The organism is Stenotrophomonas maltophilia group sp. Smal32, assembly GCF_030237085.1.
In the GTDB taxonomy this organism is placed as follows: Bacteria; Pseudomonadota; Gammaproteobacteria; order Xanthomonadales; family Xanthomonadaceae; genus Stenotrophomonas; species Stenotrophomonas maltophilia_Q.
The window spans coordinates 1-19,826 of the sequence record NZ_JASJSI010000018.1 but is presented as its reverse complement, the minus strand read 5'-3'; the positions used below and the strand labels follow the sequence as shown (position 1 = coordinate 19,826).

Annotated in this window: 14 protein-coding genes and 1 pseudogene; 13 read left to right on the top strand and 2 right to left on the bottom strand. The window is 69.0% G+C overall.

The annotated features are described in order from the left end of the window. Position 1 precedes the first annotated feature (1 nt). The 11 genes and pseudogenes from QRO91_RS06520 to QRO91_RS06470 all read left to right on the top strand — a co-directional run bounded on the left by QRO91_RS06520 (position 2) and on the right by QRO91_RS06470 (position 12,674). On the top strand, positions 2 to 625 hold the full coding sequence (locus tag QRO91_RS06520) for an outer membrane lipoprotein carrier protein LolA (RefSeq protein WP_285310319.1): 624 nt from the start codon (positions 2 to 4) through the stop codon (positions 623 to 625). After that, positions 618 to 2,971 (top strand): annotated as a pseudogene (locus tag QRO91_RS06515) (MMPL family transporter). The gene QRO91_RS06520 and the pseudogene QRO91_RS06515 overlap by 8 nt, the downstream one beginning before the upstream one ends. A gap of 53 nt (positions 2,972 to 3,024) precedes the next feature. Further along, complete coding sequence (locus tag QRO91_RS06510; RefSeq protein ID WP_049431695.1) at positions 3,025 to 4,275, top strand: NAD(P)/FAD-dependent oxidoreductase; 1,251 nt, start codon at positions 3,025 to 3,027, stop codon at positions 4,273 to 4,275. After that, positions 4,263 to 4,820, top strand: coding sequence for a DUF3261 domain-containing protein (locus QRO91_RS06505; RefSeq protein WP_049431699.1), 558 nt, complete (start codon positions 4,263 to 4,265; stop codon positions 4,818 to 4,820). The genes QRO91_RS06510 and QRO91_RS06505 overlap by 13 nt, the downstream gene beginning before the upstream one ends. Beyond that, positions 4,817 to 6,001, top strand: a complete 1,185-nt coding sequence (locus QRO91_RS06500; RefSeq protein ID WP_049431701.1) for a beta-ketoacyl-[acyl-carrier-protein] synthase family protein — start codon at positions 4,817 to 4,819, stop codon at positions 5,999 to 6,001. Before QRO91_RS06505 ends, QRO91_RS06500 begins: the two co-directional genes overlap by 4 nt. Continuing rightward, positions 5,998 to 6,453, top strand: a complete 456-nt coding sequence (locus QRO91_RS06495; protein WP_049431704.1) for a hotdog family protein — start codon at positions 5,998 to 6,000, stop codon at positions 6,451 to 6,453. The genes QRO91_RS06500 and QRO91_RS06495 overlap by 4 nt, the downstream gene beginning before the upstream one ends. Then, on the top strand, positions 6,450 to 7,181 hold the full coding sequence (locus QRO91_RS06490; protein WP_049431705.1) for a 3-ketoacyl-ACP reductase FabG2: 732 nt from the start codon (positions 6,450 to 6,452) through the stop codon (positions 7,179 to 7,181). The genes QRO91_RS06495 and QRO91_RS06490 overlap by 4 nt, the downstream gene beginning before the upstream one ends. Beyond that, positions 7,181 to 8,419 carry a beta-ketoacyl-ACP synthase gene (locus QRO91_RS06485; protein WP_100443721.1) on the top strand — a complete coding sequence of 413 codons (1,239 nt, stop codon included), beginning with the start codon at positions 7,181 to 7,183 and terminating at the stop codon, positions 8,417 to 8,419. The genes QRO91_RS06490 and QRO91_RS06485 overlap by 1 nt, the downstream gene beginning before the upstream one ends. Before the next feature lie 62 nt (positions 8,420 to 8,481). Beyond that, a complete protein-coding gene (locus QRO91_RS06480; protein ID WP_049431708.1) occupies positions 8,482 to 8,922 on the top strand; it encodes a hypothetical protein in 441 nt (146 codons plus the stop codon). Between the two features lie 160 nt (positions 8,923 to 9,082). After that, entirely contained in the window at positions 9,083 to 9,343 is a 261-nt protein-coding gene (locus QRO91_RS06475) for a YcgL domain-containing protein (RefSeq protein ID WP_049431711.1), read from the top strand. Beyond that, positions 9,336 to 12,674 (top strand): ankyrin repeat domain-containing protein, encoded by a 3,339-nt coding sequence (locus QRO91_RS06470; protein ID WP_100443720.1) that lies wholly within the window; start codon positions 9,336 to 9,338, stop codon positions 12,672 to 12,674. The genes QRO91_RS06475 and QRO91_RS06470 overlap by 8 nt, the downstream gene beginning before the upstream one ends. Before the next feature lie 95 nt (positions 12,675 to 12,769). On the opposite strand, the gene QRO91_RS06465 is transcribed toward QRO91_RS06470, so the two are convergent. Next, positions 12,770 to 14,548: a monovalent cation:proton antiporter-2 (CPA2) family protein gene (locus tag QRO91_RS06465; protein ID WP_049431716.1), complete on the bottom strand. Its 1,779-nt coding sequence runs from the start codon at positions 14,546 to 14,548 to the stop codon at positions 12,770 to 12,772. 344 nt (positions 14,549 to 14,892) lie between these two features. Here QRO91_RS06465 and mgtE point away from each other — a divergent pair, with 344 nt between their 5' ends. Beyond that, a complete protein-coding gene (mgtE, locus tag QRO91_RS06460; protein WP_100443719.1) occupies positions 14,893 to 16,263 on the top strand; it encodes a magnesium transporter in 1,371 nt (456 codons plus the stop codon). Between the two features lie 117 nt (positions 16,264 to 16,380). After that, entirely contained in the window at positions 16,381 to 19,101 is a 2,721-nt protein-coding gene (locus tag QRO91_RS06455; RefSeq protein ID WP_049426730.1) for a bifunctional acetate--CoA ligase family protein/GNAT family N-acetyltransferase, read from the top strand. Between the two features lie 60 nt (positions 19,102 to 19,161). On the opposite strand, the gene QRO91_RS06450 is transcribed toward QRO91_RS06455, so the two are convergent. Next, positions 19,162 to 19,542, bottom strand: coding sequence for a YbjQ family protein (locus QRO91_RS06450; RefSeq protein ID WP_049426729.1), 381 nt, complete (start codon positions 19,540 to 19,542; stop codon positions 19,162 to 19,164). Positions 19,543 to 19,826: the final 284 nt, after the last annotated feature.

The following is a 19,826-nucleotide window of genomic DNA, read 5'->3' as shown; positions in this document are numbered from 1 at the left end:
GATGCTTGCCCGTGTTTCGAGCGTGCTGCTGTGCGCGCTGCTGCTGGTGGCCGTACCGCGTGTACAGGCGGCCGACCCCGCCGTCGATGCGATCACCCAGGCGGTGGCGCGGCCCGACGTGCTGCGTGGCCAGTTCAGCCAGGGAAAACAGGTCAGCGGCTTCAAGAACCCACTGCGCTCGCAGGGCCGGTTCGTGGTCGCGCGCCAGCACGGCGTGATCTGGACCACGCTCAAGCCCTTCCCTTCTGAAGTGGTGGTCACTGCCGACCGCATCCTCAGCCGCCAGCGCGATGGCAGCACCGGCGTCGAGCTCGACGCGCGGCAGCAGCCGGCGATGCGCTCGGTCAACGCGATCATGTTCGCGCTGATGAGCGGCGACGTGCAGGCGCTGTCCAGCCAGTTCAATGTTGCTGCCAGCCGCGAAGGGCAGGGCTGGCGCCTGCGCCTGACACCGAAGTCGGCAATGCTGGCCAAGGCCTTCGAATCGCTGACCTTGCAGGGTGACCGCTATGTGCGCCAGGTGGAGATCGTCGAGGCCAACAAGGACCGCACGCAGATCCAGTTCAGCGCGTTGAGCGAGGCCCCGGCCACGTTGAACCCCGATGAGGCACGCCGCTTTGAGTGACGCCGTGGCGTTGAACGCGCCGGACCGGTTGCGGCGCTGGTGGCACTGGCTGGGCATCGCCTGGCTGGTGCTGCTGCTGGCGCTGGGCGCGCAGCAGTGGCACCTGTGGAGCCAGCAGTCGCGGATCGACACCGACATCCTCGCGCTGCTGCCGCAGGATGCGCATGACCGCCTGTTGAGCGATGTCACCCGGCGCATCGCCGATGGCAGTTCGCGGCAGGTGGTGGTGCTGCTCGGCAGCCAGGATGGCACCGCCGCCAAGCGCGCGCAGGCGGCGTTCGCCGCGGCGATGGCTGCCGATGCCGACAGCGCGTTGCTGGTGCCCAGCGGGTCCATCGAGGGCTGGTTCGATGAGGCGCGCGCGTTCTACGCGCCGTACCGCGATCGCCTGCTGACTCCCAGCCAGCGCAACCAGCTGCAGAACAGCGAAACCGGGGCACTGGCCGAGCAGGCACTGGCTGCGCTGTACGGCCCGATGGGCGCGCCGCGCCTGACCGACTGGCGGCAGGACCCGCTGTCGCTGTGGCCGCAGTGGTGGCAGCAGCAGGCGCAGGGTCGGGCCTGCGCCTGGGCGATGACGGCCTGCTCGAGGCCGAGGGCAAGCATTGGGCGGCGCTGCAGTTCGATACGCCGGGTTCGGCGTTCCAGCTTGATGGCGAGCGCCATCTTGATGGCCTGCTGGAACGTGCCGGGAAGGCGGCCAAGGCGGTCGCGCCGGAGCTGGAAATCCTGCATGCCGGCGTGCCGTTGCACGCCGAAGCCGCTGCCGTACAGGCCAACCGGGAGATCAACACCATCGGCTGGGGCTCGCTGGCCGCGGTGCTGCTGCTGGTGTGGCTGGCGTTCCGTTCGCTGCGCCCGATCCTGCTGGTGGCCGCCTCGCTGCTGATCGGCTGCGGCGTGGCGCTGGCGGTCACCGTGCTGGTGTTCGGCAAGGTGCACGTGCTGACCCTGGTGTTCGGCGCGTCGCTGGTGGGCGTGGCCGAGGACTACGGCATCCACTGGTTCGCCTCGCGCCAGGCCGAGCCGGCCGATCGCCGCTGGAAACTGCTGCGGCACCTGTTGCCGGGCCTGTGGCTGGCCCTGCTGACCAGCGCGCTGGCCTATCTGGCGCTGGGCCTGGCGCCGTTCCCGGGCCTGCGCCAGATGGCGCTGTTCTCGGTGGTCGGCCTGGCCGCCGCCTTTCTCACGGTGATCTTCTGGTTCCCGTGGCTGGATGGCGGCGAGATCCGCCAGACCCGTTTCTCGCAGTGGCTGGGCAATACGCTGGAGCGATTCCCGCGCCTGCACGGCCGCCGTCCGGTGGCGATCTTCGTGGTGGCTGCGCTGGCGCTGTCCGCAGTGGGCATCGCGCGCCTGCAGAGCAACGACGACCTGCGCAGCCTGCAGTCGTCGCCGCCGGCGCTGATGGCCCAGCAGATCCGCCTGAGCCAGCTGCTGGGCATGCCCAGCCCGGCGCAGTTCTACCTGGTGCAGGGCGCCGATGCGGCGCAGCTGCTGCAGCGCGAAGAGGCATTGACCGAACGCCTGCGTGCACTGGCTGACGACAAACGCATCGGCGGCTACCGCGCGATCAGCGACTGGTTGCCGTCGCCCGCGCGCCAGCAGGCCGATGCGGCGCTGACCGCGAAGGTGGAACCGGGCGTGCTGGATGCCGTGTCCGAGGCGGTGGGCGAGCCGCTGCAGCGACCGCAGTTCGCGGCTGCGCCGCTTACTGCCGAGGCCTTCCTTGCCTCGCCGGCGTCGCAGCCGTTCCGCCACCTGTGGGTGGGTGAGGTCGGTGGGCAGATGATCAGCGTGGTGATGGTTGATGACCTGTCGCGCGCCGATGCCCTGGCCACGCTGGAAGGTGCCGCCGAAGGCCTGCCCGGCGTGCGCTGGGTAGACCGCACCTCTGATTTCTCCAAGCTGCTGGGCCACTACCGCAAGCTGATGGGCGGGCTGCTGCTGGTCGGCATTGCACTGGTGTTCGGTGCGCTGTGGCTGCGCTACCGCCGCCAGGCCTGGCGCGTGTTTGCCCCGACCCTGATTGCCGGCGCGCTGACCCTTGGGCTGCTGGGCCTGTTCGGCCAGCCGCTGCAGCTGTTCAACGTACTGGCGCTGATGCTGCTGCTGGGCATGGGCATCGACTACGGCATCTTCCTGATCGAGCACCGTGGCGATGCCAGTGCATGGCTGGCGGTGTGCGTGGGCGCGGCCAGCACCTGGCTGTCGTTCGGCCTGCTGGGCCTGTCGCAGACCCCGGCGCTGCGCGCGTTCGGCCTGACCCTGCTGTTCGGCATCGGTCTGGTCTGGCTGATCTCGCCGCTGTTCCGGCCGCCGCCGCACGATCTGCCGCCAGCCTGAGCCCGCCTTCCGCTTTTCTTCTTTCCCTCTGATCGAGCAACAAGGACGCCCCGATGAGTACTGCTGTGGATGCTGTCGAACGCACTGAAATCCTGATCATCGGCGCGGGCCCGGCCGGCTCCGTCGCCGCGGCGATGCTGCGCCAGCAGGGCCGCCAGGTGCTGATGCTGGAGCGCCAGCAGTTCCCGCGCTTCTCCATCGGCGAAAGCCTGCTGCCGCAGAGCATGGAGTACATCGAAGCGGCCGGGCTGCTGCAGGACGTGGTCGAGGCCGGTTTCCAGTACAAGAACGGCGCGGCTTTCGTGCACGGTGAAGCACGTACCGCCTTCGATTTCCGGAAGAAGTTCTCGCCGGGCTGGGGCACCACCTACCAGGTGCAGCGCGCCGACTTCGACAACGTGCTGGCACGCGGCGCCGAGCGCATGGGAACCACGCTGCGCTTCGGTGATGAAGTGCTGTCGGTCGAACCCGGTGAACAGCCGGCGGTGAACGTGCGCCGCCCGGATGGCAGCGAATACCGCATCGAAGCCGACTTCATCCTCGATGCCTCCGGCTTTGCGCGCCTGCTGCCGCGCCTGCTGCAGCTGGAGTCGCCGTCCAACTTCCCGGTGCGCGGCGCGATCTTCTGCCACGTGCGCGACAACATCCCGGCCGAAGCGGACTTCGACCGCAACAAGATCCTGATCACCACCCACCCCGAGCACATCGACGTCTGGTACTGGACGATTCCGTTCTCCAACGGCTGCTGCTCGCTGGGCGTGGTCGCCGAGCCGTCGTTCTTCGAGCGCTACCAAGGCGACGACCTGCAGAAGCTGCAGGCCATCGTCGGCGAGGACCCCAACCTGACCGGGCTGCTGGCCAATGCCGAATGGGCGGTGCTGCCGGTGCGCCGCATCACCGGCTACTCGGCCAATGTCAGCTCGCTGTGGGGCCCGGGCTATGCGCTGCTGGGCAACGCCGGCGAGTTCCTCGACCCGGTGTTCTCGTCCGGCGTGACCATTGCCTTCAAGTCCGCGCAGCTGGCCAGCGAGTGCCTCAAGCGCCGCTATGCCGGTGAAACCGTGGACTGGGAGGCGGAGTTCTCCAGGCCGCTGCGCGCGGGCGTGAAGACCTTCCGTCGCTTCGTGGAAAGCTGGTACCAGGGCGGCTTCCAGAAGATCATCTACCACCCGCAGCAGCAGCCGGAAGTACGCAACATGATCAGTTCCATCCTGGCCGGATACGCCTGGGACACCAACAACCCGTATGTGGCCGACGAGAGTGGCCGCCGCATGCGCGTGCTGGAGGAACTGTGCAGCGCCTGATCTTCCGTACTGCGGCCCTGCTGCTGTGCCTGCTGCTGGCCGCCTGTGCCGGGCGCATGCCCAAGCCACAGGTGGAGCTGCCGCCGCTGCGCCTGTCGCCGACCAGCCTGCCGGCGCCGCTGGCGCTGCAGCAGCAGCTGCACTTCCGCTTCGGCAGCCACGAGCGCGACCTCGATGCGCTGCTGGAAGCCGACACCCAGCAGGTACAGCTGGCGGTGCAGGCGATGGGCCAGACCGGCGTGCGCCTGCAATGGGACGGCCGACAGCTGACCCAGCAGCGTGCGCCGTGGTTGCCGCCGCAGGTGCGTGCCGAGCGTGTGCTGGATGACCTGCAGTTCGCGCTGTGGCCGACCGCCGCCATCGCTGCCGCGCTACCGGCCGGCTGGCAGGTCAGCGACGACGGCCAGCAGCGCAGCCTGTCGCGCGATGGCGTGGTGTGGCTGCAGCTGCAACGGCTGGACGATGGCAGCGTGCAGCTGGAGAACCGCGCCGAAGGCTATGCACTGCGCATCGAATCGATCGACATGGCCGGGCAGGACCGATGAGTGCACCGATCTACCTGAACGACCTGGGCGTGGTCTGCGCGCTCGGCGAGGGCCGCGCCGCGGTGGCGTCGGCGATGTTCGCCGACGTGCCGGGCGGGCTCAGCGACAACGACCACCTGCTGCCGGGGCGCACCCTGGCGCTGGGCGAAGTGCGCACGCCGCTGCCGGCGCTGGAGGACCTGCCGGCCGCCCTGCGCGGGCGCAACAACGCGCTGCTGGAGGTGGCCCTGGTGCAGATCGCGCCGGCGGTAAGCGCCGCCATCGCCCGCCACGGTGCCGAGCGCGTGGCGGTGGTGCTGGGCACCAGCACTTCGGGCATCGGTGAATCCGAGCAGGCGCTGCGCACCCACGCCGAACAGGGCCAGTGGCCGCCGGGGTTCGACTACGCCCAGCAGGAAATGGGCACCGCCGCGCAGTTCGTGCGCCAGCGCAGTGGCGCGCAGGGGCCGGCCTGGACCCTGTCCACTGCCTGCTCGTCCAGCGCCAAGGCGCTGATGTCGGCCGCGCGCATGCTGCGCGCCGGCATCGTCGATGCGGTCATCGCCGGCGGTGCCGACTCGCTGTGCCGCTTCACCGTGGCTGGCTTCAGCGCGCTGGAATCGGTGTCGGCGTCGCGTTGCAACCCGTTCTCGCAGCACCGCGCCGGCATCAACATCGGCGAAGGCGCGGCACTGTTCCTGCTCACCCGCGAGCCGGGTCCGGTGTGCCTGGCCGGGTGGGGCGAATCGGCCGACGCCCACCACATGTCGGCGCCCGATCCGCAGGGCCTGGGCGCCATCGATGCCCTGCAGCAGGCGCTGCAGCGCGCCGGCTGGGCCACCGATGAAGTGGACTACGTGAACCTGCATGGCACCGCCACCGGGCACAACGATGCGATGGAAAGCCTTGCGGTTTCGCAGGTGCTGGGCAACGGCGTTCCGGCCAGTTCGACCAAGCCGCTGACCGGCCATACGCTGGGCGCGTCAGGCGCGATCGAAGCCGCACTGTGCTGGATCCTGCTGGCCGAGAATCCGCAGCAGCAGCTGCCGCCGCACTGGTGGGACGGCGTGGCCGATCCCGCGCTGCCGACGCTGACGCTGGTCGCACCCGCCACGTGCCTGGCACAGCCGCCGCGGCGGGTGCTGAGCAATTCGTTCGCCTTCGGCGGCAGCAATGCCGTACTGGCGCTGGAGCGCCGATGAACATGCTGTATGCGATTGAAGAGGTGGTGCCGCACCGCCAGGACATGTGCCTGCTGGAGCGCATCACGCACTGGGACCAGGACGCCATCGAGGCCGAACTGGTGGTGCCCGAGGCCGGCCTGTTCGTGGAAAACCACGAAGTGCCGGCTTGGGTGGGCATCGAGTACATGGCGCAGGCCATCGCGGCCTGGGCCGGCTGCCGTGCGCGTGCGGCCGGCAAGCCGCCGCAGCTCGGTTTCCTGCTCGGCAGCCGCCGCTACAACAGCGCGCGCAGCAGCTTCCCCAGCGGCTCGCGACTGCGTGTACAGGCGCGCTGCGAGCTGTTGGGTGACAATGGATTGGGGATGTTCGCCTGCCGCATCCTGGCGGGCGAGGACGAATGGGCGACAGCCAACGTGTCGGTGTTCGAACCGTCCGATGCGATGGCCTATCTGGAGAGTGGACAGGCATGACAGGGAATCGAAGCGTGCTGGTGACCGGCGCCAGCCGGGGCATCGGCCGGGCCATTGCGCTGCGCATCGCGCGCGATGGCTTCGACGTGGTGGTGCATTGCCGCAGCCGCCTGGATGAGGCACAGGCCGTGATGGCCGAGATCCACGCATTGGGCCAGCAGGCCCGCGTGCTGATGTTCGACGTGGCCGATCGAGAGGCCGCACGCGCCGTGCTGGAGGCCGATGTCGAAGCGCACGGCGCGTATTACGGCGTGGTCTGCAATGCCGGCATCGCCCGCGATGGCGCCTTCCCGGCACTGTCGGCCGACGATTGGGACCAGGTCATCCACACCAACCTGGATGGCTTCTACAACGTACTGCATCCGCTGATCATGCCGATGGTGCGGCGGCGCAAACCGGGCCGCATCGTCACCCTGTCGTCGGTGTCCGGCCTGGCCGGCAACCGCGGGCAGGTCAACTACAGTGCCGCCAAGGCCGGCATCATCGGCGCCACCAAGGCCCTGGCGCTGGAACTGGCCAGCCGCCAGATCACCGTCAACTGCGTGGCCCCGGGCCTGATCGAGACCGAAATGCTCAACGACGAAGTGGTTGAACACGCGCTCAAGCTGATTCCGGCCGGCCGTGTCGGCCGTCCCGACGAAGTGGCGGCCACGGTGGCGTTCCTGCTGTCCGAGCCGGCCGGCTACATCACCCGCCAGGTGATCTCGGTGAACGGAGGCATGCTCTGATGGCCGCCGATCGTCGCGTAGTGGTGACCGGCGCGTCCGCGATCAGTCCGCTCGGCCATGACTGGCCGACCATCGAAGCGCACCTGCGCAGCTGCCGCAACGCGGTGCGCACGATGCCCGAATGGGATGTCTACGCCGGCCTGAACACCAAGCTGGCCGCGCCGGCGCAGGACTTCGAGCTGCCGCCGAACTACAACCGCAAGACCACCCGCTCGATGGGCAAGGTGGCGATCATGTCGGTGCGCGCCACCGAAGTGGCGCTGCGCGAGGCCGGCCTGCACGAGCACCCGGTGCTGCGCAGCGGCCGCACCGGCGTGGCCTACGGTTCCTCGTCGGGCAGCCACGAAGCCACCGGTGAGTTCGGGCGCATGCTCAACGAGTTCACCACCGATGGCATCAGCGCCACCACCTACCTGAAGATGATGAGCCACACCGCGCCGGTCAACATCGGCGTGTTCTTCGGCCTGTCCGGGCGCGTCTACACCACCTCCAGCGCCTGCACCTCGGGCAGTCAGGGCGTGGGCGCGGCCTATGAAGCGATCCGCAGCGGCAAGCAGACGGTGATGGTCGCCGGCGGTGCCGAGCAGCTCGACGCCACCGCTGCGGCGGTGTTCGACACCCTGTTCGCCACCAGCGTGCGCAACGACGCGCCGCAGACCACGCCGCGCCCGTTCGATGCCGGCCGTGATGGCCTGGTGCTGGGCGAGGGTGCCTGCACGCTGATCCTGGAAGACCTGGAGCACGCGCAGGCACGCGGCGCCACCATCCTTGCCGAGGTGGTCGGGTATGGCACCAACAGCGATGGCCAGCACGTCACCCAGCCCAGCGCCGACACCATGGCCACCGCCATGCGCCTGGCGCTGGAAGATGCAGGCCTGGAGCCGGCGCAGATCGACTACGTCAATGCCCACGGCACCGCCACCGATCACGGCGACATCGCCGAGACCCAGGCCACCGCGCAGGTGTTCGGAAGCCGCGTGCCGATCAGCTCGCTGAAGAGCTACGTCGGCCACATGCTCGGTGCCTGTGGTGCGTTCGAGGCCTGGCTGAGCATCGAAATGATGCGCGCCGGCTGGTTCGCGCCGACCCTGAACCTGGCCGAGGTCGATCCGCGCTGCGGCCAGCTCGACTTCATCACCGGGCAGGGCCGCGAACTGCAGGCCGAGTACGTGATGAGCAACAACTTCGCCTTCGGCGGCATCAATACCTCGCTGGTGTTCCGCCGCTGGAGCGAATGATCCGCCGTCCCATCCCGCCTTTTTCCGCAACCCACCCGCACCCTCGACAAGGAGATGTTCCGATGCGCCGCACCCTGATGATCGCCACGGCCACCGCACTGCTGGCCCTGACCTCCACCGCTTCCGCCCGCGATACCCGCCTCGAGCAGTCCCTGCAGGAGCTGGTCAGCTCGCAGGCCGCCAGGGACGCCGGCATTGACGGCAGCGTGCGCTTCTACCTGGCCGGCCAGCCGGTCGGCGTGCAGCAGCGCCTGGGCGAAGACGTGACCAACAAGAAGACCAATGCCGCCAACAAGAGCGACGCCGAAGCCTGCCGCTGGGTCGCGCTGTCGGCGCTGCGCGCGCTGCAGGATGGCGCCAGGTCGCGCGGTGCAAACGCGGTGGTCGACATCGTCAGCTACTACAAGAAGAACGAGTTCAAGAGCAGCACCAACTACGAGTGCTGGGCCGGTACCTTCGTCGCCGGCGTGGCGCTGAAGGGCACCTACGCCAAGGTCAAGTAAGCGACCGCAGGGCGGTGGCGTTGCCTGAACGCCGCCGCCACATTGCTGAACCCCGTCGGGGAAACGCCGTTGATCCCGCCGCCATCGTCGGCTGACGGCTTTCCCCGGTGTCGGCTTTCCGACACAATCATGGCTCTTCCCGGGTTATCGTCCCGCGGACATGCACGCCTACGTCTATAAAAGCCAACTCAAGCCTGACACCTACGTCTACGTTCCCCGACGCGATGATTTCAGCGCGCTGCCTGCGCCGCTGCTCACCTCGCTGGGTGCGCTCACTTTCGTCCTGGACGTGGCTCTGGATGCCCAGCGCCGCCTGGCCCAGGCCGACCCGGACAAGGTTCGCAGTGAAATGAGCGAGCGCGGGTTCTACCTGCAGGTGCCGCCGTCGGTGGCCAGCCTGATGCCGCGCCACTATGACTGACGCCTCCCGTCCGCGCGCCCTGTCGATCGCCTTCGCTGCCGGCGCCCTGCTGGCGCTGGGCGCTGCCGTGGGCGGCGTTGCCGGTGCCGTCCTTGCCGCATTGGCACAACCGGTGTTCGCGCTGGGCGTGTCGTGGTGGCGGCGCAGCCGCGCGCTGCTGCCGTTGAAGGTGGTTGCACGCCAGGACCTGCCGGCGCTGCTGGCGTTGTGGTCGGCGGCGCCGGTGTTGCTGGCGCTGCTGCTGGCCTGGCCGCTGGCCGCACTGCGTGACAGCGGCAGCCTTGCGGCGGTGCTGGGCCTGAGCGTGCTGGTCAGTGCCGGCCTGCTCGCGGCCTGGCGCACCTGGCCGTTGTGGAACGATGTCGAACGGCTTGATGGCAGCCTGGCCCACCATTGGCAGGCGCTGGCCGGTCGCGACCTGACCGCCTGGCGCGGTCTTGGCGTGGCCGCGCTGGTGATCGCGCTGGCCGCGCTGGTGGTGCTGCCCGCCTGGCCGGGCCTGCTGCCGGAAAGCGCACGCTGGCCCACCGCGCTGGCGGTGGTGCTGCTGTCACCGCTGCTGCATCTGCTGCTGCAGCGGGTCAAGCCGGCGCCGCTGGTGGCGTTGCGCTCCAGCCCATTGGCGACGTCCAGCCACGAACACGAACCGATGTTCGCCGCCGCGGCCGAGACCGCGCCGCTGGAGGCGATGGCACCGCAGGAGCTGACCCCGGCACTGTATGAAGCCGCCCGCCATGGCCGCATCGACCGTGGCCTGCAGCTGCTGCAGGCCGGCGCCGATCCGTATGCGCTGCCCGACCCGAACTGGCGCGACCAGCGCAGCCTGGCAGTGCTGGCCGCGGTGTTGCCGGACCTGCGCCTGCTGCGCGAACTGATCGCCCGCGGCGTTGACGTGAACGCGCCGCACCGCGGCATGACGCCGTTGCTGGCCGCCACGCGTGACAGCTGGCATGGCCGCCCCGAAGCGGTGATGACCCTGCTCGCCAACGGTGCCGACTCGCGTGCTACCGACAGCGATGGCAATACGCCGCTGCACCATGCCGCGCGCAGTTCCGACCCGGGTGTGGCCGCGCTGCTGCGCGATGCCGCCGCCGAAGTCGACGCGCTGAACCGCGATGGCTGGTCGCCGCTGGCGGTGGCCTGCCAGGTTGGCAACTGGCGCCTGGCCCGCTTCCTGCTCGAACGCGGTGCACGCAGCGAACCGGCAGAGGGCACCCCGGTGCTCCTGGCCGCCGCTGCCACCGAAGACGACGATCCGGCTGGCGTGCAGCTGCTGCTCAAGCACAAGGCACGTGCCGACGCCCGCGACCGCCAGCGCCGCAGCGCGCTGCACGAGGCGGCGCTGGCCGGGCATGTGGAGATCATCGGCGTGCTGTTGGCCGCCGGTGCCAACCTGGAAGCGCGCGATGCACTGGGGCGCACGCCCTGGCTGGAAGCCGCCCGTGCCGGGCGTGCCGCGGTGGTCGAACACCTGCTGCCGCACAAGCCGGACTTGGTTGCCGTTGACGGCGAAGGCCGCAACGCGGTGCAGCTGGCGGTGATGGCCGAGGATGTCTCGCCGTTGCTGATCAAGCGCCTGGTGGAGCTGGGCATCGCCGCCGACGCGACCGATCCGGTCGGTCGCCGCGCGGTGGACTACGCTGCCGAAGCCGGCCGCTGGGCGATCGTCGCGCTGCTGGATCCCTCCTATCCGTTGCCGGCCGCGGTCAGTGACGGCCTGGCCGAGCGTGGCGAAGCCGCCGGTGCCAGTGGCCTGCTGCCGGACCGCCCGCCGCTGACCCTGCTGCGCGAAGCGCTGGGCTTCGGCAACACCGAAGGCATGGCCGCGCTGGCCAAGCTGTGCCAGCCGGAAGAACTGGGTGGCCTGCTGCTCGATCCGGAACTGGCGCTGGAGCCGCGCGCGGTTGATTGGCTGCTGGGCCACGGCGCCGATCCCTACGTGCGCGACGCCTGTTCCGATACGCCGATGTTCGCCCTGCTGTCGCGCGGCATCGATGCGGTGCCGGCGCTGCAGGTGATGTTGCAGCGTGGCCTGTCGCCGGCCGGCCGTGGCGGCCTGGCGCGCTTCCTTGCCGCCTGCGCCCAGCACGACCAGGCGGCGCGCGGCCTGGAACAGCTGGCGCTGGAACTGCTGGAGCGTGGCGCCGATCCGTTCGCAGCTTCGCCGGCCGGTGATCCGCCGCTTTCGCTGGCGGTGCGCCTGGGCTGGCTGCGCCTGCAGCAGGCCCTGCTGAAGGCGGGCGTGGATCGCGAAGCGCGCGACAGCCACGGCATGACCGCATTGCATCTGGCCACTGCGCTGGCCCGCGAAGGTGCGCTGAAGCTGCTGGTGCAGCACGGCGCCTCGCCGGAAGCCCGCGCCGCCGATGGCCAGACGCCGCTGGGCGTGGCGCTGTCGATTGGCCGCCGCGATCTGGCCGACTGGCTGGACTGGCGGGTGTGGCCGTTGCCGCGCCGCACCCTGCGCGAGGCCGATCTGCCGGCCGCCGCAATGGCCGGTGACGTCGATGCGGTGCGCCGCCTGATCGATCTGGGCTTTGCCGTTGATGCGGTCGATGCACAGGGCTGCACCGCGCTGCTGCGCGCCGCCGGTGGCGGCCATCTGGCGGTGACCGACCTGCTGCTGGCGCGTGGTGCCGATCCGCAGCACGCTGCGGCCAGTGGTGCCACGCCGCTGTCGGCGGCGGTCAGCATGCGCCAGGTGGATATCGTTTCGGCCCTGCTCGACGCCGGCGCCAAGCTGGAACACCGCCTGCCGGGCGGAGTGACCGTGTTGATGCTGGCCTCTGCGCTGGGCCTGCCGGACATCGTCGCGCGCCTGCTCACTGCCGGTGCCGACGTGCACGCAGGTGACGCGCAGCAGCTGGGCCCGCTGCACTGTGCCGCGCTGTACGGCTTCAGTGCCCGCGACCGTTCGCGCCTGCTCGCGCTGCTCGACACCCTGCTGCTGGCCGGTGCAGAACCGGACCAGGCCGCGGCCGGTTCGGTCACGCCGCTGCTGCTGCTGCTGGGCGCCCGCGCCGAGCCCGGGACCGCCTGCGACGAGCAGGTGGTGATGGCCGCGGCGGAACGCCTGCTGGACGAAGACGTGAGCTTGGACGTGCGCGACCCGCGCGGCTTCGGTCCACTGCACCTGGCGGCGCTGCATGGCCTGCCGCTGCTGGTGCAGCGCCTGCTGCGCGCTGGCGCCGATCCGGAAGTGCGCGACAGCCTCAACCGCAGCCCGCGCGAGATCGCGGTGATGCGGGGCTTCATCGATGTGGCCGGCGAGTTCGAACCGCGCGTGCCGGGTGTCTCGTCGATGGCGCGGTTCCTGCGCGACAACGGCTGAGGATCCGGGGTCGGATCCCTTTCCAACGGAAAGGGCTCTGACCCCAAGACTTTGGGATCCGGTCTCGGGTGGGTGCCGACCGCTGGCCGGCACGCCTACTTGTCGTCGCTTTCCGCGTCGGCCTCGAACAGGTGCATCAGGTCGTTGCGCGCATCGCGCGAGGTCTGGATCACCGCCGCCTCGTCGTCGTAGACCAGGTACTGGTCGCGCAGCAGCTGTTCGTCGTGCTCGCGGAAACGCTGCACGTGGCGCTCGGCCACGTTCGGCGCAATGCCCAGCGCGGTCAGCACGCGGCCGCTCATCTCCAGGCTGGTGCCGAACACCTCGCGGAACGGCTCGGCCGACATGTCCATCAACCGCCACGCATGCTGGCGGTTGCGCGCACGCGCCAGCACCGTCGCGTCCGGATACAGCCGGCGCACCATGCGCACCGCACGCAGGTTGGTTTCCGGGTCGTCCACGGTGATCACGAACACATCGATGTGCTCGCCGCCGGCCGCGCGCAGCATCTCCGGCCGGGTCGGGTCGCCGTAATACAGCTGGTTGCCGAAGCGGCGCAGGTCGGCCACGGTATCCGGGTTCGCCTCCAGCGCCACGAACGGTACCTTCTGCGCGGTCAGCAGGCGCGCGATCACCTGGCCGAAGCGGCCCATGCCTGCGATCAGTACCTTCGGCCGGTTGTCCGGTGCCACCTTGTCGGCGTCGGCCGGCTCGCGCGGCGCGGCTTTCTCCTGGCCGAGCAGTTTCAACAGCGCAATCATCAACAGCGGCGTGATCGCCATCGACAGGCCGACGATCGCCACCAGCCGGTCGTGGTTGGCGTTGCCCAGCAGGTGCGCGCGCTGCGCCTCGTTGAACACCACGAAGGCGAACTCGCCGCCCAGCCACAGCACGCTGCCCAGCAGCAGCGATTGCCGCGGGCTGAGCCGGGCGACGCGGCCAACCGCGTAGAGCAGGCTGAACTTGACCACCAGCAGGATGCCGACACCCGCGGCAATCAGCCAGGGCTCGGCGGCAATGCGGTCCAGGTCGATGCCCATGCCCACCGCGATGAAGAACAGGCCGAGCAGCAGGCCCTTGAATGGTTCGATCTGCGATTCCAGTTCGTGCCGGAACTCCGAGTCGGACAGCAGCACGCCGGCCAGGAAGGCACCGAGGCTGGGGCTGAGGCCGGCTTCCTGCATGAACCAGGCGGTGCCCAGCACCACCAGCAACGCGGTGGCGGTGAACACTTCCGGGCTGCGGGTGCGGGCAATGGTGCTGAACACCCGGCGCAGCACCGGCCGCCCGCACAGGATCACCACCGCCAGCGCACCCAGCGCGACGGCCGCATCTTCCCAGCGCAGGGTTTCATTCTTGACCCCGCCCAGCAGCGGAATGGCCGCCAGCAGCGGGATCGCGATCAGGTCCTGGAACAGCAGGATGGCAAAGCCCAACCGGCCGTGGTCGCTGTTGATCGCCTTGTGCTCGGACAGCAGCTGCAGGCCCACCGCCGTGGATGACAGCGCCAGCGCCACACCCACCACCAGTGCGCTCTTCCACTGGAAGTGGTCGAGCAGCAGCAGGCCGCCCAGCACCAGCCCGGACAGCGCCACCTGCGCCGCACCGGCACCGAACACCGAGCGCCGCATCACCTTCAGGCGTGCCGGCGACAGCTCCAGTCCGATCACGAACAGCAGCATCACCACGCCGATCTCGGCGGCGCCAAGGATGCGGTCGGCGTCCTGCACGAAGCCCAGCCCGTCCGGGCCCAGCACCACGCCGGCCGCCAGATAGCCCAGCACCGCGCCGAAGCCGAATTTCTTGAACACCGGCACGGCGATGACCGCCGCCAGCAGCAGCACCAGGGCCAGTTCCAGACCACCGCTATGCATGGGAATACCTGGTCATCGGGGGAGCCCGCTGTGCGTCCGTTCGGGTGGAGAAAGCGTGGCGAACACCACCGCGCCATTATGCGCGCCGGTCTGTGTACGCACGAGAACAACCTGCGGGGCAGGGTGCTGCCGTTGCGGGACCGGGTTGACCTGCATGGCCCACGGGTCCAGACTGCCCGCCGCTGGCGGCGCGTCCGCCAGTACACGCATCCCGGAGTCCCCAACCCATGTCCAGCGACAGTAGAAGTCGACCTCGTTCGACGCCAGCGATGGCCACCGCCTGACATCGGGACGGTTTGCCTGCGTTGGCGTTGCGCGAGGTCGCACCCCACAAGGCAAACCCGATGAACCAGAAGCAATTGCTGCGCCCGGTGGCCGATGCCGCCGCCCTGGCCGCGCCGCTGGCGAACTACAACACCGCCGACGCGGTGGAATTCCTCAACACGCTGGAACTGGTGCGCGCCGCGGAAACGCTGGCTGCGCTGCCGTTGCCGCGTGCGGTCAAGATGCTGGAAGCGCCGGAGCTGCACCGCAGCGGCGAGCTGGTGGCCGCATTGCCGCCGGCCCGCGCCGCCGCACTGCTCGGGCTGATGGCTGATGACCGGGCCACCGACATCGTCCACGAGCTGGACGAAGAAGAACGCGCACGGCTGATCCCGCTGCTCGGTACCGATGCCCGCCAGACCATCCAGAAGCTGCTCAGCTATCCGCCGAACACCGCCGGTGCGCTGATGACCACCGAGTACGTGGCCGTGCCCGCCAGCTGGACCGTTGCGCAGACCCTGCAGCACATCCGCCAGGTCGAGCGCACCCGCGAGACGGTGTACGCGATCTACGTGCTGGACCCGGCCACCCAGCAGCTGCAGCAGGTGGTGACCATGCGCCGGTTGATCACCGGCCTGCCGGAGGAGTCGATCCTGGACGTGGCCCAGGTCAATCCGCCGGTCACGGTGGACGCGCTGTTGGACCAGGAAGAAGTGGCACGGCTGATCCGTCGCCACGACCTGCTGGCGATCCCGGTGGTCGATGCGCAGCAGCAGATGCTTGGCATCGTCACCGTCGATGACGTACTGGATGCGCTGATCGAGGAATCCACCGAGGACGCGCACAAGTTCGGCGGCATGGAAGCGCTGGACAAGCCGTACATGCAGATCGGCTTCTTCGAGATGCTGCGCAAGCGCGCCGGCTGGTTGAGCGTGCTGTTCCTGGGCGAGATGCTGACCGCCAGCGCGATGCAGCACTACGAGGACGAACTGGCGCGCGCGGTGGTGCTGACCCTGTTCATTCCGCTGATCATGAGTTCCGGCGGCAACTCCGGCTCGCAGGCCACCTCGCTGCTGATCCGCAGCCTGGCGCTGCGCGAACTGCGCCTGCGCGACTGGTGGAAGGTGGCCATCCGCGAGATCCCCACCGGCATGGTGCTGGGCGCCATCCTCGGCTGCCTGGCGATCGTGCGCATCGTGATCTGGCAGCTCGGCGGCCTGCATGATTATGGCGAGCACTGGATCCTGCTGGCGATCACCATCGGCGCGGCGCTGGTCGGCATCGTCACCTTCGGCTCGCTGTCCGGTTCGATGCTGCCGTTCATCCTCAAGCGCCTCGGCTTCGACCCGGCCAGTGCCTCGGCCCCGTTCGTGGCTACCCTGGTGGACGTGACCGGCCTGGTGATCTATTTCAGTATCGCCGCGATGATCCTGCACGGCACCCTGCTGTAACTGCTCTGGTAGGTGCCCACCTTGGTGGGCACGCGCCACGGTCACGCGGGGGTCAGATCCCTTTCCGCAGGAAAGGGATCTGACCCCATCGCCCTGGAATTTGGTTACCGTAGGCGCATGAGTACCTACCACCTGCAGTCCGTGTTCCGTCCGCAGTCGGTCGCGGTGATCGGCGGCAGCCCGCGCGAGCGCTCGGCTGGCCGCGCGGTGATGCGCAACCTGCGCGGCACCGGCTTCCCCGGCAAGGTGGCGTGGATCAACCCGCGGCATGCCGAGATCGATGGCATCCGCACGGTCAAGCGGCTGAAGGACGTGGACTGGGTGCCGGACCTGGTGGTGATCACCGCACCGGCGGCGATCGTGCCGCAGGTGGTGCGCACCGCCGCCGAACGCGGCGTGCAGGCGGCGATCATCCTCACCGCGCATCTGGGTGAAGGCCCGGGCTCGCTGTCGGCGCAGGTGGAAGCGGTGGCACGCAAGCATGGCCTGCGCATCCTCGGCCCGCATTGCCTGGGCGTGATCGCGCCGCACGCGCGGCTCAATGCCAGCATCGCCGCGCATTTCCCGCAGGCCGGCGATCTCGCATTGATCTCCGAATCTTCCGCCATTGCCGCGGCGCTGGTGGAGTGGGGCGTGGCCCGTTCGGTGGGTTTCTCCGCCGTGGTGTCGCTGGGCGACACGATGGACGTCGACTTCGGCGACCTGCTCGACTACTTCGCCACCGACTACCGCACCCGCGCCATCCTGCTCTATGTCGAGCAGATCAAGGATGCGCGCAAGTTCATGTCGGCCGCACGTGCCGCCGCGCGTGCCAAGCCGGTGGTGGTGGTGAAATCCGGTCGCGCCGAACGCGTGCAGCCGGGCAGTCGTGATACCCATGTACAGGCACTGGCCCGCGCCGACGACGTGTACGGCGCCGCGTTCAACCGTGCCGGCCTGCTGCGCGTGGGCGCGCTGGACGAACTGTTCACCGCCGCCGAATCGCTGGGGCGGTTGGGGACGTTCCCCGGTCGTCGCCTGGCGATTCTCAGCAATGGTGGCGGTGTCGGCCGCCTTGCCGTGGACCAGCTGGTCGCATTGCGTGGGACGCTGGCCAACCTGTCCGACAGCACGGTCGAAAAGCTCGACGCCGTGCTGCCGCAGGGCTGGTCGCGCAGCAATCCGGTCGACATCGTGGTCGACGCCGATGGTGAGCGCTATGCCGCCGCCATCGATGCGCTGCTGGCCGACAACGAGAATGATGCGGTGATGGTGGTCAACGTGCCGACCGCATTCACTTCATCCGCAGACGCCGCACAGGCACTTACCCGCACGCTCGGCCTGCGCCCACGCCATCACCGCGACAAGCCGGTATTCGCGGTGTGGCTGGGCAACGACGACCAGGCCACCGCCACGCTCAACGCGGCACGGGTGCCGACCTATCCGACCGAGGCCGAAGCCGTGCGTGGCTTCCAGCATCTGGTGCGCTACCGCGAGGCGCAGAACGCGCTGATGGAAACACCTCCCAGCCTGCCGCAGGACTTCAGTGTCGACGCGGTGGCCGCACGCGCGCTGGTCGATGCGGCATTGGCCAACGGCCAGCAGTGGCTGGATCCGTTGGCTACCCACGAATTGCTCAAGGCCTACGGCATTCCCTCCGCGCCGGTGATGCACGCGCGCGATGCGCACGAGGCGATGGACCTGGCACAGCCGCTGCTGGAGCGTGGTGCCAGCGTGGCGCTGAAGATTCTGTCGCCGGACATTCCGCACAAGTCGGAAGTCGATGGCGTGCGCCTGAACCTTGCGACGCTTCCGGCAGTGCAGAGCGCGGCCAACGCGATCCTCTCGCGTGCGCGGCAGCTGCGACCAGACGCGCGCATCGATGGCCTGCTGGTGCAGCCGACCATTGTTCGCCCGAAGGCGCGTGAACTGATTGTCGGCATTGCCGATGACGCAACGTTCGGCCCGGTGATCGTGGTCGGTCGTGGCGGTACTGCAGTAGAAGTAATCAACGACAAGGCGCTGGCGTTGCCGCCACTCGATCTGCGCCTGGCCCATGAACTGATCGGACAGACCCGGGCCTCGCGCATCCTCAAGGCCTACGGCGATGTACCGGCTGCCGACGAGCGCGCGCTGGCCCTTGCACTGGTTAAGCTGGCACAGCTGGCCGCCGACATTCCCGAAGTGCGCACGCTGGACATCAATCCGCTGCTGGTCGACAGCAAGGGCATTCTTGCCCTCGACGCACGCGTGGCGGTGGCACCGTCGCGCATCCTGCACAAGGGACGTGGCCATCCGCGCTTCTCGGTATTCCCGTATCCGAAGGAGTGGGAGCGCACCATCGAACTGTCCGATGGCGGCCGTGCGTTCGTGCGGCCGGTGCGGCCGGAAGACGATGCACTGTTCCGTGCGTTCTTCGCCCGGGTCAGCGACGAAGACCTGCGCCTGCGCTTCTTCCAGTCGGTGAAGCACTTCAGCCACGAATTCATCGCGCGCCTGACCCAGCTGGACTATGCGCGCTCGATCGCACTGGTGGCGATCGAACCGCGCAGTGGCGAAATGCTCGGCGCGGTACGCCTGCACGCCGATGCCGATTACCACCGCGGCGAGTACGGCATCCTGATCCGCTCGGACCTGAAGGGCCACGGCATCGGCTGGCGGCTGATGGCGATCATGATCGAGTACGCCAAGTGGCTGGGCCTGGATGTGGTCGAGGGCCAGGTGCTGCGCGAGAACAGCACCATGCTGGCGATGTGCCAGAGCCTGGGCTTCAAGACCAGGCTCGACCCGGACGACCCGACGGTGATGATGGTGACCCTGCCGGTGCAGCAGGTCGAAGTGCCTGAGACCCCTCTGTAGAGCCGAGCCCACGCTCGGCTGTCTTGCGCCTGAGCCGAGCATGGGCTCGGCTCTACAGCATCAACGCACCGGCTCCACCACCACGGCCGTGCCGTAGCACAGCACCTCGGTCAGCCCGGTCATCACATCGGTGGCGTCGTAGCGCATGCCGATGATCGCGTTGGCGCCCAACTGTCGCGCGTGCTTGACCATGTCGCGGTAGGTTTCCTCGCGCGCCTGTTCGCACAGTTCGGTGTAGATGGTGATGTTGCCGCCGAACAGGGTCTGGATGCCACCGAGGAAATTGCCGACGATCGAGCGCGAGCGCACGGTGATGCCGCGTACCACGCCGAGGTTGCGCACGACCCGGTGGCCGGGAAGCTCGAAGGCGGTGGTGACCAGTGAATCGTCGAAACGTGCCAGTGAGGTCGTCGGGTTGCCGCTGTTGTAGGGGTCTGCCATGGTCGCATCCTTGTCGCTGCCTTATGTAGAGTCGAGGGCGTGCCGCGCCGCCCGCCCCCCCCGCCCCCAGGGCGCCCCCAACCACCCCAAACCCCCCCCACGCCCTCCGTTGTTAACCCCCCACCCCCCCAAAAAACACACACACACTATTAAAAAAAAAAACCCCCCCCCCCAATAAAAATTTTTTATTAATCTTGGTGGCCCGAAAAATAAAAAAATCTCGGGGGGGGGGGGGGGGGGGGGGGGGGGGGGGGGGGGGGGGGGGGGGGGGGGGGGGGGGGGGG